We start from the raw sequence: 14,310 nt of genomic DNA on the forward strand, positions 1-14,310 counted from the left end.
CGTACGTGAAGACATTAATCAGCCGAGGCCGAAGGTCTTGCGCAGGCCCGAATCGACTGGGCCCGCCGGCATGAAGCGACGCAGGCGTCTGAGCAGGGTGGCCTCGCCTTTGGGGGTATGGCGCATTTTCCACGCGCCCAGGGCAGCCTCGACGATGGTCGCGGCGACCGCATCGGGCAAAGGTGCCTTCTGCACGTTCATCTGGATGGCCTGGGAGACGGTTGCCCGCTCGCTGTCGTAGGCGGCGATGTGCAGGGCGGTCTGTGGCGCGTTGAGGTCGAGGCTGGTCTTGGTGAACGAAGGTTCGACCAGCGCGATGCGGATACCGAAGCGCCGCACCTCGTGATCCAGGGTCTCGGACAAACCTTCCACGGCATGTTTGGAGGCCGAGTACAGGCCCATGTAGGGCGCCGGTAGGAAGCCGAGCACAGAACTGACGTTGACGATGCGCCCGCTGCCTTGCTTGCGCATCTGTGGCAGTACCGCCTGGGTGACGCGCAGGGTGCCGAAGACATTGGTGTCGAACAGCGCCTGGGCCTCGTCGATGGCGGTTTCCTCCGTCGCTCCGAGCAACGTGGTACCGGCATTGTTGACCAGTACGTCGATGCGCCCGGCCTCCGCGATCACATGATCGATACTGTGGCGAATCGAGTCTTCGTCACGGATATCCAGCTGAATCAGCTCGACGCCGGGGATGGCCTGCGCGGTGGCCGGGTTGCGCACGCTGCCGAACACGCGACAGCCGCGTCGGGCGAACTGTTCGGCCGCCGTGCGACCGATGCCTGATGACACGCCGGTTATGACGACCACTGGGGAATTGGACATGGCAGTTACTCTCGCTCAAGTAAGGGGCGGTTCATGCAGGTTTTGCCTGCGCGAGTGGTTCGTGGGGGATAGGGCGGATGCCGAACCAGATGGCGTACATGGCCGGCAGGAACACCAGGGTCAGCACGGTGCCGGCGAAGGTGCCGCCGATCAGGGTGTAGGCGAGCGTGCCCCAGAACACCGAATGGGTCAGTGGGATGAACGCCAGGATCGCCGCCAGCGCGGTGAGGATCACCGGCCGAGCACGTTGCACGGTGGCTTCGACCACGGCGCGGAACGGATCGAGCCCCGCCGCCTCGTTCTGGCGGATCTGCCCGATCAGGATCAGCGTGTTGCGCATGAGGATGCCGGACAGCGCGATCAGCCCGACCAGCGCGTTGATGCCGAACGGCTGCTGGAATAGGATCAGCGTCGGCACCACACCGATCAGCCCCAGCGGGCTGGTGAGAAAGACCATGATCATCGCGGCGATCGAGCGCACCTGCAGGATGATGATGACCAGCGTGACGGCCAGCATGATCGGGAACAGCGGCAGCATGGCCTTGCTGGCTTTGCCCGACTCTTCGATGGAGCCCGCTTGCTCGATGCGATAGCCGCTCGGCAGCCTGTCGATGATAGGTTGCAACTGCTGGCTGATGGCGGCCGACACGTCTGGCGGTTGGAGGCCTTCGGCGATATCGCCACGCACGGTGATAGTCGGCACACGATCCCGCCAGCGCATGATCGGCTCTTCCATGCGCACTTCCACTTCACCCACCTGCGACAGCGGAATGCGCTGGCCATTGGCACCGGCCAGGGTGAAGTCCATCACCCGCGCCGGGTCGAAGCGGATATCGCCGGCAGCGCGGGCCATGACCTGCACCGTGCGGATGTCTTCGCGCACGGCGGTGACGGGCACGCCGCTAAGCAAAAACTGCAGCTGCTGCGCGACGGTACTGGAGGTCAACCCCACCGCCTGCAGGCGATCCTGCTGCAGATTGAAGTGCAGCGTGGGGACACGGGTGCCCCAGTCGGTATTGACCGTGCGCATCAGCGGGCTGGCATCCATCACCTGCTGTACCTCGGCGGCTATTTCGCGCAGACGCTGTGGATCCGGGCCGGTGACCCGGTAGGCCACCGGATACGGCGAGTAGGGTCCGAACACCAATTGACTGACACGCACCTGCGCCTCGCTGGCCAGCCCCTCGGCAATCGCCTTGCGCAGGCGATGCTTCAATGCCTCGCGCTCATCCGGGTTGTCGGTACGCACGACGATCTTGGCGAACGACGGATCCGGCAGTTCCGGGCTCATGGCCATGAAGAAGCGCGGTGCGCCCTGGCCGATGTAGGCCGTGACGATCTTCGCCTCTGCCTGTTGGGCCAGCCAGGTTTCGACTTTTTCCGCAGCAGCGCTGGTCTGGAGGATCGAGGTGCCATAAGGCATCTGTACTTCGACCATCACTTCGGGGCGGTCGGAGATGGGAAAGAACTGTTTCTTGACCAGCGCCATGCCGAGTACGGCCGTCACGAACAGCCCGACCACGGAGCCTGCGACCAGCCATTTGTGGGCGATCACCCTGCCCAGAATCCGCCGAAATCGGTTGTAGCGCGGGGTGTCGTAGATGGCGTCGTGACCGCCCTCGACCTTCTTGATCGCGGGCAGCAGCTTGACGCCGAAGTATGGCGTGAAGATCACCGCGACTAACCAGGAAGCGATCAGCGCGATGCCGACGATCCAGAACATGTTGCTGGTGTATTCGCCGGCCGTGGAGCGGGCGAAGCCGTTAGGCATGAAGCCGACGGCAGTGACCAGGGTGCCGGAGAGCATCGGCGCCGCTGTGTGGCTCCAGGCGTAGGCGGAGGCTCGCACGCGGTCGTAGCCTTCCTCCATCTTCACCACCATCATCTCGATGGCGATGATCGCATCGTCCACCAGCAGGCCGAGAGCGAGGATCAGCGAGCCCAGGGTGATGCGGTCGAAGTTCTTGCCGCTGGCGGCCATCACCACGAAGACCATCGCCAGGGTCAGCGGCACCGCCACCGCGACCACCACGCCGACGCGCCAGCCCATGCTGACGAAGCACACCAGCATGACCACCAGCAGCGCGACGAAGAACTTGATCATGAACTCGTCGACGGACGCGCTGATGTTGACGGCCTGGTCGGTGACCTTGCTCAGGCTCATGCCCAGCGGCAGTTCGGCATTGATCTGCTGCACCTCGTCGTTCAAGGCCTTGCCCAGGTCGAGCCCGTTCCAGCCTTCACGCATGATGATGCCGAGCAACAGGGACGGTTCGCCGCCGTTGCGAATCAGGAAAGTGGCCGGGTCTTCGTAGCCGCGCTTGACCGTGGCGACATCGGAAAGCTTCAGGGTGCGGCCTTGGGCGATGATTGGAGTGTCGCGGATCTTCTGCAACTCATCGAAGGCACCGTCCAGACGCAGGAACACGTCGGGGCCGCGGGTTTCCACGGAGCCGGCCGGGGTCAGGGCGTTCTGCCCGTTGAGCGCGGCGAACACGTCCTGAGGGCCGATACCCAGGGTGGCCAGGCGCTCGTGGGAGAACTCGACGAAGATACGCTCGGCTTGCTCGCCGATGATGTTGACCTTTTTCACGCCGGGTACATGCAGCAGGCGCTGACGCAGGGTCTCGGCGTCGCGCACTAGGTGGCGCTGCGGCTCGCCCCTGGCTTTGAGTGCGAACAGGGCGAAGGTGACGTCCGAATACTCATCGTTGACCAGCGGGCCGATCACCCCGGCCGGCAGCGTCTTGGCCTCGTCACTGATCTTCTTGCGCGCCTGGTAGAACTCCTCGGGCACCTCCGAGGGCGGTGTGGTGTCGAGCAGCGACAGGGTGGTGAAGGCCAGGCCCGGGCGGGTATAGGTTTCGCTGCGGTCGTACCAGCGCAGCTCCTGCAGACGCTTCTCGATCTTCTCGGCGACCTGATCCTGCATTTCCTGGGCGGTGGCGCCCGGCCAGGCGGTGACGATGGTCATGACCTTGATGGTGAAGGCCGGGTCTTCGGCCCGCCCGAGCTTGAAGAAGGCGACCAGCCCCGCCAGGGAGATCAGGCAGACCAGGAACAGGGTGACGGAGCGCTCGCGCACGGCGAGTGCGGAGAGGTTGAAACGACCTTCGCTCATGGCTGGCCTTCCTCGGTTGCCGCCACGGTGGCCGGCTCGGCCAGGCGAACGGCTTGGCCGTCGCGCAGCAGGTGCGCGCCCAGGGCGACGATCTGGTCGCCTAGCTTGATCGCGCCGCTGATGCGGGCGCTCTCATCGTCCAGCGACTGAACGCTGACGGGCGTCCATGCAACCTGCGTCGGCTCTCCGCGAATCATCCAGATGCCAGGCCCGTTGCCGGCGTCGTACAGCGCGGCGATGGGCACCTGCACTGCGCTTGGTGAAACGGTTTGCGACTCGCTGATTTGCACGGTGATGGTGGTGCCCAGCGGCGCGTTGGCCAGCTCGCCTTCGAGCACGTAGCGCGCCTCGAAGGTGCGGGTCTGGCGGTCGGCGACATCCGACAACTGGCGCAGCCGGGTGGCGACGCTGATGTCTTGCCTACCGAAGAGCCTGGCCTCAGCACTGGAGCCGACTGCCGGGCGCAAGGTTTCCGGCAGTTGCACCAGCGCTTCGCGTGGACCGGCATGTGCAAGCCGTACCACGGCCTGGCCGGCGCTGACTACCTGGCCTGGCTCGGCCAGGGTTTCCATGACGATGCCGTCGGCATCGGCGAGCAGTTCGGCGTAGCGGGTGGCGTTACCGGCAACCTTGGCTTGGGCCTCGGCTGCACTCAGTTGCGCGCGAGCCGCATCCGCCGCTGCCTTGTACTGGTCGTAAGCGGACGCGGAAACGGCACCAGTCCCGCGTAGCGCACGGTAACGAGCCTCGTCATCGCTGGCCTGCTGAGCCCGTGCCCGCGCTGCGGCCACCGCCTCGCGCTGCGCATGGGCAGCGAGTTGCAGATCGACTGGATCGAGACGCAGCAGAACCTGGCCACGCTTGACGGTCTGGCCGGTATCGACCAGGCGTTGCAACACCTTGCCGGACACGCGGAAACCCAGATCGCTCTGCACCCTGGCCGCGACGATGCCGGTGAAGGCGCGCGATGTAGCGGTTGCCGACTGGATGGTGGTGACGCGGACCAGTGGCGCGTCAGTGCGGGGATCGGGGGGCGTCTGGTCGCTGCAGGCGACCAGCACGAACGGCATCACGCCGACCAGAGTGGACAGAAGGAGGTTGCGCCGGCGCATGAGGAACCCGTTGCGAAGTCGTAGGGAGCCTCACTTTGATTCGCGTGACCAATTTAGTCAATAGTCACTAATCAGGGTGACAGACTGCGCAACACCAGGCTGGACAGCAGGGCCGGCGCTTCATCGGTGGTTTCGAGCCCGTACTGGAGCAGCAGCGGGTTGAAATAGGGGCGCATGATCAGGTGGATCGCGCGGGTGGTTTCGTCCAGTGGCGTCTTGCGCTCGAAGTCGCCGCTCTGCCGGCCCTGCTGCAGGATCTCGCGAAGGGTCTGCTCGATGAAGCCTTCGTAGAGCAGGGTTGCCGGCCAGCGCCCGGAGGCGGCGGAGGCGGCGATTTCGTAGAGTTTGCGATCCTGGAAGAACAGCCGCAGGCAAGCTTCCACCAATGCCTTGAGCATGCGCCGCAGCTTCTCCGGCGGGCTGTCCACCTCATCGATGGCAGCATTCACCTCGGTCTGTATCTGCTGCAGGCAGTTCGCGCAGATCATCTCGCCGATGGCCTGCTTGGACTCGAAGAACTTGTAGATATAGGCCTTGGAAAAACCGATGGCCTTGGCCAAGTCGGAAACCGTGGTCTTCTCGTAGCCATACAGGCGGAAGTGCTCGGTCGCCGCTGCCACGATCTGATCACGCACCTCGTGATCCACCGGACCACGTGCTGCAACTTTGGGGGAGGGGGTCTTGTTCATGGGGGATAGCCTACAGAGCGGCAGGGTGATAGACAATTAGTGACCAAAATGTATTATGGTCACAGTTTCTGCAGTCTCCTCCCTTGCCCTGGAAGAACATCCCATGCCGTCGAAGCGACTCCTCGTTGTACTGATCAGCACCGGCCTGGTGGCAGGCTGCGCGGTTGGCCCCGATTACCAGCGTCCGGAGATATCCCTGTCCGAGCGCTTCCTGGGACAGAACACGGTCGAGCAACGGCCTGTGAGCTCTACGGCCTACTTGGTCGATTGGTGGGCAGGCTTCGGCGACCCACAACTGACTCGCTTGGTAACGCTCGCCCTGCAGCAGAACCTGGATCTGGCCCAAGCCACCGCACGTATCGCCCAAGCCCACGCCGGCCTGGGTGCGGCCAATGCGGCACTGTTGCCGTCCGGCTCCGTCAACGGCCAGGCAGCGCGCGCCTACCAATCGGTGGAGACGCCGTTGGGCCAGGTACTCGATTCCACGCCAGGGTTCGACCGCTATGGCAACAGCTACGAAACCAACCTCGGCGCCAGTTGGGAACTGGATGTCTTCGGTGGTCTGCGTCGTGATCGCGAGGCGGCACTTGCGCAATACCAAGCCTCGCAAGCGGGAGCCACTGCTACGCGACTCGCCATCGCAGCGCAGACCGCCGACACCTACATCAGCATTCGCGGCCTGCAAACCCGTATAGCCGTGGCGCGTCAGCAGGTGAAGACGCAACAGGAGCTGGTGGCCACCATCGAGTTACTGCAAGGCCAGGGGCTGGCTGCCGAATTGCAGGTGCATCAGGCCCGCGGCGCACTGGCTCAGGTAAGCGCCTCGGTGCCGGTGCTGGAGGCCGGCTTGGATGCTGCGATGAACGCTCTCGACGTGCTACTCGGTGCGCAACCTGGCACGCATCGCGCCGAGCTGGCCGGGAGTGAGGCCATTCCGGTGACACCGCAGATCGCTGCGAGCGGTACGCCTGGCGACCTGCTGCGTCGCCGGCCCGACCTGATCGTCGCTGAGCGCCGCCTGGCTGCTTCGAACGCCCGCATTGGTGCGGCCATTGCCGAGTACTACCCGAAGTTTTCGCTGAGTGGGCTGATCGGCAGTGCCACGTCGGTGTCCGATGGCAACCTGTTCAGTAGCGGCGCCAGCCAGATGAGTGGTGTGCTGGGGCTGCGTTGGCGCCTGTTCGACTTCGGCCGTATCGATGCCCAGATCGACCTGGCCAAAGGGCAGGAAGCCGAGCAACTGGCGGCCTACCGCCTCGCCGCGCTGCGCGCTACCGAGGACGTGGAAAATGCCTTCTCGGCACTGGTCAAGCGTGAGCAGCAGGCCCGTGTGCTGGAGCAGGGCGTGGACTCGCTCAGCCGCGCGCGGCAGGCATCGTTCGAGGCTTACCAGCAGGGTGTCGTCAGCCTGATCGAAGTGTTGCAGGCCGATGAAAATCTGCTGCGTGCTACAGATGCCCGAGCCCAGGCGCAAACCGAGTCGGCCCTCGCTGGCGTCGCGGCATTCAAAGCGTTGGGCGGTGGCTGGAAAGCGCCCGAGGCGCTTGCGGCCAAGTGATTGCAATGCTGTATCAGGTAGTTGCTTTGTGCTGATCTTCAGTAACTAGTGATAGCGATGCCGACAGTCCGCTATTGGCCGATAGCTGCCTATTGATGGACCGTTTCCGGTTGAGGTAGAGACCCAGATTCAGTTGTGGCGGGGGTTTCGCTTCAGGCCGGAAGCGGGGTGGCTTGCCAGGCAGAATCTGTCTAATCCAGCATCAACCGAGATGTTCCGCTTACCTGCGAGCTACCCGGTAGACGATGCAGTTGAAGCCCTCACATCAGGAATGTCTGACGGAAAACGAAAGCCCTTCTTCCAAGCCGCATTGCTCGGTTTTTAGTGGACGATATCGGTTATGCCGTCGAGCGAATTTTCGCGATGTCTCTGCTTGGCGCTGCGCCAAACATCCGGCTGTATTCTCGACTGAACTGCGAAAGACTCTCGTAACCCACCCGGTAGCCCGCCGTGGAAACGTCCAGCCCCTCAGAAATCATCAGGCGTCGTGCTTCCTGTAACCGCAGCTGTTTCTGGTACTGCAGGGGGCTCATGGCGGTCACGGACTTAAAACGATGATGAAGGGTCGAGGGGCTGAGATTCACGTGGCTAGCGAGCTCTTTGATCTGCAGAGGCTGTGAGTAATGCCGGTTCAGCCATTCGATCGCTCGGGTCACCCGGTGGGTCTGGCTGTCCGCGATCGCGATCTCATGCAGCCGTTGGCCCTGTTGGCCCTTGAGCAGACGGTAGAAAATTTCCCGAAGTGCCAGAGGGGCCAAAGCTGGGATGTCGGATGGCGTATCGAGAAGTCGGACCAGACGCAGCATGGCGTCCAATAGCGAGGTGTCGATCTTGTCGAGGTAGAGCCCCCGGTTTGCTCCGTTGCCGGGAACCCCGATAGGACTGGTTTCGGCAATGAGCTGGGCAATTTCGGCAGGGTCAATGTCCAGTCGAATACACAGGTAGGGGTGTTCCGGAGATGCCTCGATGACTTGGCCTGCCAGCGGCAGGGTGACCGATACGACTAGGTAGTTCAGTGGATCGTAGACATAGCTCTCGTTCCACAGCCGCACTTCCTTTCGGCCTTGAGCAATGATGCACAAACCTGGTTTGTGGACTGTGTGGATCGTATCGGTTGGAGCATCGCTGCGTATGAAATGAAGCGGAGCGATCGGCGTTGGGTAGACGCCGTACTCGGGGGCGAAGCGCTGCATCGTTTCGGCCAGCTCTGCCCTGCGGCGGGCAATTTCCATGTCCAGGTCGTTCAACTTGGTCACTCCGATGATGGGCTGCGCGAGAGCATATTTCGATTACCGGGCGCTTGGTAGCGCGGTTCCTCCTATCAATGTGCGATGCAATTGATCGGCGCTTGTGCCGGCGGTGGTCCGTACCATCCCGCATACCCCAGGATGTGAGTCGGCCACACCCGCCAAAATTAGCACCCACCACGCAGAGCATTGTGCAAAAGCTCCGTAGTAATCGTTTAACGGTACCTCGGCACGACTTCTTAATCTCGCTTCAACACCTGCCGAACAGCAGGAACCTCTGAAGCAGAAACAGGAGTGGTGAAGATGAACAACATCGAACAGAAAGTCGTCGTCATTACCGGGGCCAGCAGCGGCATTGGCGAGGCAACCGCTCGCCTTCTGGCGAGCAAAGGCGCACGGGTCGTCCTGGGGGCTCGTCGCACCGACCGGCTCGAGTCCCTTGCGGATGAAATCCGCGCAGCCGGCGGCATTGCCGATGTGCTCCCCCTGGATGTTACCCGCCTGGATGACGTGCAGTCGTTCATCGACTTTGCCATGGAGCTTCACGGCCGTGTGGACGTACTGGTGAATAACGCCGGGGTAATGCCGCTCTCCAAGCTGGAGGCGCTCAAGATCAATGAATGGAACCAGATGATCGACGTGAACATCCGCGGCGTGCTCCATGGCATTGCAGCGACCTTGCCGTTGATGCAGCAACAGCGCTCGGGGCAGATCATCAACATCGCCTCGATCGGCGCCTATGCCGTCAGCCCCACCGCGGCCGTGTATTGCGCGACGAAATACGCCGTACGTGCCATCTCTGAAGGGCTTCGCCAAGAGGTGGGTGGAGACATTCGCGTCACCGTCATCGCCCCCGGTGTTACCGAGTCCGAGCTGGCTGACAGCATTTCCGACGAAGGCGGGCGCGCGGAAATGCGCGAGTTCCGCAAGATCGCCATTCCCGCCGCCGCCATTGCCCGCGCTATCGCCTACGCCGTCGAGCAGCCGGCGGATGTGGACGTCAGCGAACTGATCGTGCGTCCCACCGCGAGCCCATTCTGATCGTCATTGCCGCTGAGCAGGAGAAAGCCATGGCACAGCCATATGGAGACCAGGACAAATACGTTGGTATGTGGGTGACAGCCGACGGCCGTATTCGCCATGAACTGTTGCCAGGCGGCCGTTACGACGAGGCCAGGGGGCGGCAGCAAAGCGCCTACCAGGGCCGGTACTGGCTAGAAGGGGACCATATCGAGTACGTCGACGATACCGGCTTCACCGCCGACGGTGAGTTCCGAGATAACGTGCTGTACCACGCCGGGATGGTGCTCTATCCAGAGCGTTGAAGCGAAGGCCGGAATGCAAGAATTCCGGCCTTTTCACGGGATCTTCTGTTAAACCATCGCCCGCCCTCGTGCGGGCGTCGGCTTTGAATCCGCTTCGGCTCGCAAGGTCTGAATGCTAGATGTTGGCATGGCACTGCAGGTAGGTGAATTGGCATGAGCGTGATTGAGCGGACTTCTGCAGAGGGGCTGGAGGGGTACATTCGTGGTAAGCGTCTGGCGACCTCGGACGGCCTAGCAGCGCGCGATGTACTGGTTCAGATATTCAATCGTGAGCGTGACCAGGACAGCTTTATCGTGCCTGCCGTGGCCGAACCGTTGCTGGTGTGGGTCATCTCAGGAACTGCGGCCGTGGAGGAGCGAACCCTTGGCGGCAACTGGGAAACCAGCCATGTGGCCAAAGGCGACTTTTTCCTGACGTCCTCCGCAGAACCGTACGAAATGCGCTGGCAGGTCTCCGGCGCCGATGCATTCGAAGTGATGCACCTCTATCTCGGCATCCCACTGCTTGAAAAAGCCGTCCAGGAAGTGCTCGGCGGGTCCGGTGCTGTCCGCCTGCGTGAGGTATCGGGCGGCCGTGACGAGGTGCTGTCGTTGTTGCTGGAGCGAGTCCGCGCGGAGCTGATGAGTCGGGATGCTGTCAGTACGTTGTTTCTCCAGGGGCTGGCCCAATGTTTGGCCGTCCACCTTGCCCGACAGTACCTGGACAGCTCGGCGGACGATATTGCACACCGCAACGCGCTGCCCGCCTTCAAGTTGCGGCGGGTCTTGTCTGCCATGGAAGCCAATCTGGGTTCGCCGTTCAGTCTTGGGACACTGGCGGAGGAGGCCGGCATGAGCGAATACCATTTCAGCCGACTGTTCAAGAAAGCTACCGGGCATTCACCCTCGCAGTTCTTTATCCGAATGCGAATGGCCAGAGCCCGGCAGCTTCTCCTAGAAACGGATCAGAACATCATTGATATCGGTCTGGAGGTCGGCTATGGCAGCCCAAGTCATTTTTCTCAGATTTTCAAGCGCGAAGTTGGCGTCACACCCAGCGATTACCGTAAATGAGGATCGGGGCTTCAAAGGTTCTGGGGGTGAAATCTTTCGTGGAAATCCAGCATTTCTCCCGCAACCATGAACTGGCCCCTGCCTCTGTAGTGCAGTGTCTTTGGATTCTTCACCGATAGCGCAACGTGCGCTTTCACGACCTCCCATACGAACAGGCCGTACTCGCCAATCAAGTTGGCATCGAACAACTGGCACTCGAAATTGGCGTAGCACTCTTTGATCTGCGGCGCCTTTACCCGCTCTGCCGGGGCCGCGGTCAGGGCAAAAGCGGAGAATTTATCGATGGCTGTGCCTGTGCTGTTCCCCACGGAGACGACCTGATCGACCAGCTCCACTGTGGGCACGTTGATGACGCATTGCCCGCTGCTTCGGATCAGCTCGTAGCTATGGTTTCCCGTCCAGATGTAGCACCCGACCAAAGCGGGTGAAAACTGCATCATCATGTGCCAGCCCAGGGTCATGACATTGGTTTCACCTTTCCAGGCTGAGGTGACCAGTACGATAGGTCCGGTCTCCAGATGTTGGCGTACGTCGATCAGGGGAAAGTCAGACTTTCGAAGTGCGTTCATGGCGCCTCCGTTGAATAGTCGAAAGGACAAAGAAACGCCGGGTTCAGGGCTAACCTGCACCCGGCGCATCGAGGCGTATTAGCCCACCGGGATGCTCATGCCGCCGTCCGCCATGACCACCGATCCTACGATGAAGCTGGCGCGCTCAGAGGCCAGGAACGACACGATCTCGGCGATCTCTTCTGGCGCAGCGGCTCGGCGGATGGGCGCGGACTTGCCGTGCTCCGCCAGAAAACCACGTCCGTCTTCCATGAAGTGGTTCAGCAGATTGGTCACCACATCGCCTACGCCGATGGCATTGACGCGGATGCCATGTTCGATCGCTTCCAGCGCCTGGGTGCGCGTCAGCTGCGCCAGCGCACCCTTGGAGGCGGTATAGGCGGCGATGCCTGGGAAGGCGAAATACGAGGCATAGGAGGCGATGTTCACGATCGCACCGGATTTGTGTTTCATCATTTCCTTCATCGCTTCGCGGGAGTGAAGGAAGGCACCGGTGACGTTCGTTTCCATTTGCCAGACCCAGTCTTCACGGGTCATCTCGACGATCGGCTTGTAGAGAATGCGTCCGGCGTTATTGACCAGAACGTCGAGCTTGCCGAACTTCTCCACGGCTAGGGCAACCGCCTTCTCGGCAGAGCCGTCGACGGTGATATCCGCGACGAAGGGAACAATGCCGGGGCGCTCAAGTGCATTAACGGAAGCGTCGATGTCCTCTGCGATTACTTTCGCACCACGGGAATGCAGCAACTCGGTAATGGCCTTGCCGATACCGCTGGCTGCGCCGGTCACCAGAATTACTTTACCTGCCACTTCGTTGGGGGTGGGGATGAAGTCACTCATGTCATGTCTCCAGGTAGTTATTGAGTCGTCGCTGCCGACGATTCAAATTTCCCTCTTCTCGACATGCCTCTCTTTGGCAGGGTTGCTCAGCCTGTCGGGATCTTGCTCCTTTCTTTGCGCCGGCTGGCGGCCTTGCGATGCCTGATGTCTGCTTCTGGCCGATTACTGCCGGTCGCCTCCTCGGCGTGTGCAGGTTTCTGGGTCTCCTACGGCTTCAAATAAAGTGCAGCAATAGGCGCCCGATCGAATTCAAAGATGCCAGATTAATTACAAGCAGTATTAAGGTGATTCAGATAGTGCTGCTGGGCTTGTACGTAGGCATCAGTGGAAGGCTCAAATGAAAAAGCGCCGAGGGCAAGAGGGCCAACGGCGCTTCCAGTGCAGTGATCTTCGGGGCTGCTTACGGCTGCAGCCAAGACTCAACAGCATCATTGCCAAACTCTGCTTTCCAGGCCTTCAGAACCTTGTGATTCCCCCCCTTGGTCTCAACGACCTCGTTGGTGTGTGGATTCTTGTAGACCTTGATCGCACGAGCGCGACGGCCAGGTTTGACGGTGCGGGGACGCAGGCCGCGCTGGCAGTCAGGATCGAGAATCGCGATGATGTCCTTAAGCGATTTGCCATAGCTACTGAGGAGACTCTTGAGTTTCTCTTCGAACTCAATCTCTTTCTTCAGGCCAGCATCATTCTTCAGAGACTCAAGATAAGCCAACTGATCGGCCAAAGCCTTTTCAGCTGCACGGAATTCGGCAAGCCTGGACATATACCACTCCAAATCAAGAATAATAAAGTTTCTCAATTCTAAAGCAGAGAAGCAGGGCTGGCTACAAGCAGAAGAATACAATCTCAGGCTGCGGACGCCTTCCTAGGGGCGCGTGGCTTACGTTCTTTCACAGGCTTTGCTGTCGCGTCAGCTACCTTCTTTTTCTTCTGCCGAACATCTTTGTCCTTCGGTTCAAACCCAAGAATCACACCAATGTGTCGAACGTTGAAGGGTGTTCCTGAACGATCATGTTTGTGTATCGAATTGAAGACGAATGTGCTGCGAGTTGCGTTGTCATAGTCAGAGTAATCTTGAAGGCCCCGACCTTGCAGATCTGCTCGCCAGTTTTTGATGACATCTGCAGCATTGTTAGTCTTGATATAAATTAGCAGGCCGCCGCAATCTTGCCCTTCATCCCCAGTCGAGTATCTAGTACAAAGCTGTTGAAATCCTTGGAATAAATAGTCGTAGCCGCTATGAATCTTTGCTTCGCCGATCCACAGAAAATTCCTGCGGTGTCTCACCGCAATGTCAGAGTGACCGCCGATTTTCTCATCGTGGGTGGCCTTGTAGCCTAATACATTAAGAGTACGCTTCAGCTCTAACGAGATACGATCCTCTCCATCGTCCTTCATCAACTCAGGATTGAGCTGCATTTCAGCGATAATTGACTCCAGATCTTCATACAAGACATCGACAAAATCTTGATATGTAGTTGCGAGCAAGCGACGAGGAAAGTTGGCGAGCTCCGGAATATACCCGGATAGCTTCTCAAGATCTTCAAGAGTAAAGTCTTTAAGCTCAGTAGCCATTACGCAACATCTCCTAGAATGGCCTTCCCTGGAGCGAAAAATGGATAGACTTTACTTTTGAAATCAGGGACGGGCTCGCCAGTCTCTGGATTGTACAGAACACCTTCTGCATGCATCTGCTCTAGGTATTCATCCTCTAGCAGAATCGTTTCATCCCCAATGATGAGCTCATATTTAACTTCTAGAGCTTGCAATCTCGCACCAGAAAGATACTGAATTACACGCAGTACAAAACCTGGGTCGTGCGTCTCAAGAATCTTACAGATTCTAGAAAAGGTGAGGTGCTTCACAGAGGGGGTGGCGTACAGGAATTCGACGATAATTGCGGATGCGTCGGCAATTGGCTGCCCGCCGCAATCATCAGCAATTAACTCGAGTAAGTACGCCTTGTCCACA

Annotated in this window: 14 protein-coding genes; 4 read left to right on the forward strand and 10 right to left on the reverse strand. The window is 60.3% G+C overall.

Translation table 11 applies throughout. The features are described from left to right. Nucleotides 1-18 precede the first annotated feature (18 nt). From MJ122_RS21765 to MJ122_RS21780, 4 genes are all read right to left on the reverse strand, one after another. On the reverse strand, nt 19-825 hold the full coding sequence (locus MJ122_RS21765) for an oxidoreductase (protein ID WP_045217872.1): 807 nt from the start codon (nt 823-825) through the stop codon (nt 19-21). Between the two features lie 31 nt (nt 826-856). Further along, the gene (locus tag MJ122_RS21770; protein WP_045217871.1) at nt 857-3,946 is read right to left on the reverse strand and encodes an efflux RND transporter permease subunit; all 3,090 of its coding nucleotides are present in this window, start codon (nt 3,944-3,946) and stop codon (nt 857-859) included. Continuing rightward, nucleotides 3,943-5,058, reverse strand: coding sequence for an efflux RND transporter periplasmic adaptor subunit (locus MJ122_RS21775; RefSeq protein WP_239746008.1), 1,116 nt, complete (start codon nt 5,056-5,058; stop codon nt 3,943-3,945). The genes MJ122_RS21770 and MJ122_RS21775 overlap by 4 nt, the downstream gene beginning before the upstream one ends. A gap of 71 nt (nt 5,059-5,129) precedes the next feature. Next, nucleotides 5,130-5,747, reverse strand: a complete 618-nt coding sequence (locus MJ122_RS21780) for a TetR/AcrR family transcriptional regulator (RefSeq protein ID WP_045217869.1) — start codon at nt 5,745-5,747, stop codon at nt 5,130-5,132. A gap of 103 nt (nt 5,748-5,850) precedes the next feature. Between MJ122_RS21780 and MJ122_RS21785 the strand changes: the two genes are divergently transcribed. Beyond that, nucleotides 5,851-7,305, forward strand: a complete 1,455-nt coding sequence (locus MJ122_RS21785) for a TolC family protein (RefSeq protein WP_045217868.1) — start codon at nt 5,851-5,853, stop codon at nt 7,303-7,305. Between the two features lie 338 nt (nt 7,306-7,643). Here the strand turns inward: MJ122_RS21785 and MJ122_RS21790 are convergent, their stop codons facing one another. After that, nucleotides 7,644-8,552, reverse strand: a complete 909-nt coding sequence (locus MJ122_RS21790) for an AraC family transcriptional regulator (RefSeq protein ID WP_275590769.1) — start codon at nt 8,550-8,552, stop codon at nt 7,644-7,646. A 303-nt stretch (nt 8,553-8,855) separates the two neighbouring features. Here MJ122_RS21790 and MJ122_RS21795 point away from each other — a divergent pair, with 303 nt between their 5' ends. The 3 genes from MJ122_RS21795 (at nt 8,856) to MJ122_RS21805 (ending at nt 10,930) form a co-directional block, all read left to right on the forward strand. Then, nucleotides 8,856-9,593, forward strand: a complete 738-nt coding sequence (locus tag MJ122_RS21795; RefSeq protein WP_239746009.1) for an SDR family oxidoreductase — start codon at nt 8,856-8,858, stop codon at nt 9,591-9,593. A gap of 29 nt (nt 9,594-9,622) precedes the next feature. Then, entirely contained in the window at nt 9,623-9,877 is a 255-nt protein-coding gene (locus tag MJ122_RS21800; protein ID WP_239746010.1) for an Atu4866 domain-containing protein, read from the forward strand. Between the two features lie 153 nt (nt 9,878-10,030). After that, complete coding sequence (locus tag MJ122_RS21805) at nt 10,031-10,930, forward strand: AraC family transcriptional regulator (protein ID WP_239746011.1); 900 nt, start codon at nt 10,031-10,033, stop codon at nt 10,928-10,930. A gap of 11 nt (nt 10,931-10,941) precedes the next feature. Here the strand turns inward: MJ122_RS21805 and MJ122_RS21810 are convergent, their stop codons facing one another. The 5 genes from MJ122_RS21810 to MJ122_RS21830 all read right to left on the reverse strand — a co-directional run bounded on the left by MJ122_RS21810 (nt 10,942) and on the right by MJ122_RS21830 (nt 14,309). Continuing rightward, on the reverse strand, nt 10,942-11,499 hold the full coding sequence (locus tag MJ122_RS21810) for a flavin reductase family protein (protein WP_239746012.1): 558 nt from the start codon (nt 11,497-11,499) through the stop codon (nt 10,942-10,944). 78 nt (nt 11,500-11,577) lie between these two features. After that, nucleotides 11,578-12,339 carry an SDR family oxidoreductase gene (locus MJ122_RS21815; RefSeq protein WP_239746013.1) on the reverse strand — a complete coding sequence of 254 codons (762 nt, stop codon included), beginning with the start codon at nt 12,337-12,339 and terminating at the stop codon, nt 11,578-11,580. Between the two features lie 400 nt (nt 12,340-12,739). Next, nucleotides 12,740-13,102 (reverse strand): histone-like nucleoid-structuring protein, MvaT/MvaU family, encoded by a 363-nt coding sequence (locus tag MJ122_RS21820; protein WP_239746014.1) that lies wholly within the window; start codon nt 13,100-13,102, stop codon nt 12,740-12,742. Nucleotides 13,103-13,185: 83 nt separating this feature from the next. Next, nucleotides 13,186-13,914 carry a hypothetical protein gene (locus MJ122_RS21825; RefSeq protein ID WP_239746015.1) on the reverse strand — a complete coding sequence of 243 codons (729 nt, stop codon included), beginning with the start codon at nt 13,912-13,914 and terminating at the stop codon, nt 13,186-13,188. After that, the gene (locus MJ122_RS21830; protein WP_239746016.1) at nt 13,914-14,309 is read right to left on the reverse strand and encodes a hypothetical protein; all 396 of its coding nucleotides are present in this window, start codon (nt 14,307-14,309) and stop codon (nt 13,914-13,916) included. Before MJ122_RS21830 ends, MJ122_RS21825 begins: the two co-directional genes overlap by 1 nt. Nucleotide 14,310: the final 1 nt, after the last annotated feature.

This window comes from Pseudomonas sp. DP-17 (assembly GCF_022380625.1).
Classification (GTDB): Bacteria; Pseudomonadota; Gammaproteobacteria; order Pseudomonadales; family Pseudomonadaceae; genus Pseudomonas; species Pseudomonas nitroreducens_A.

What these genes read in the sequence shown, in the direction of transcription:
- MJ122_RS21765 (WP_045217872.1), bottom strand. Translation starts at nt 825, where the DNA reads ATGTCCAATTCCCCAGTGGTCGTCATAACCGGCGTGTCATCAGGCATC.
- MJ122_RS21770 (WP_045217871.1), bottom strand. Translation starts at nt 3,946, where the DNA reads ATGAGCGAAGGTCGTTTCAACCTCTCCGCACTCGCCGTGCGCGAGCGC.
- MJ122_RS21775 (WP_239746008.1), bottom strand. Translation starts at nt 5,058, where the DNA reads ATGCGCCGGCGCAACCTCCTTCTGTCCACTCTGGTCGGCGTGATGCCG.
- MJ122_RS21780 (WP_045217869.1), bottom strand. Translation starts at nt 5,747, where the DNA reads ATGAACAAGACCCCCTCCCCCAAAGTTGCAGCACGTGGTCCGGTGGAT.
- MJ122_RS21785 (WP_045217868.1), top strand. Translation starts at nt 5,851, where the DNA reads ATGCCGTCGAAGCGACTCCTCGTTGTACTGATCAGCACCGGCCTGGTG.
- MJ122_RS21795 (WP_239746009.1), top strand. Translation starts at nt 8,856, where the DNA reads ATGAACAACATCGAACAGAAAGTCGTCGTCATTACCGGGGCCAGCAGC.
- MJ122_RS21800 (WP_239746010.1), top strand. Translation starts at nt 9,623, where the DNA reads ATGGCACAGCCATATGGAGACCAGGACAAATACGTTGGTATGTGGGTG.
- MJ122_RS21805 (WP_239746011.1), top strand. Translation starts at nt 10,031, where the DNA reads ATGAGCGTGATTGAGCGGACTTCTGCAGAGGGGCTGGAGGGGTACATT.
- MJ122_RS21810 (WP_239746012.1), bottom strand. Translation starts at nt 11,499, where the DNA reads ATGAACGCACTTCGAAAGTCTGACTTTCCCCTGATCGACGTACGCCAA.
- MJ122_RS21815 (WP_239746013.1), bottom strand. Translation starts at nt 12,339, where the DNA reads ATGAGTGACTTCATCCCCACCCCCAACGAAGTGGCAGGTAAAGTAATT.
- MJ122_RS21820 (WP_239746014.1), bottom strand. Translation starts at nt 13,102, where the DNA reads ATGTCCAGGCTTGCCGAATTCCGTGCAGCTGAAAAGGCTTTGGCCGAT.
- MJ122_RS21825 (WP_239746015.1), bottom strand. Translation starts at nt 13,914, where the DNA reads ATGGCTACTGAGCTTAAAGACTTTACTCTTGAAGATCTTGAGAAGCTA.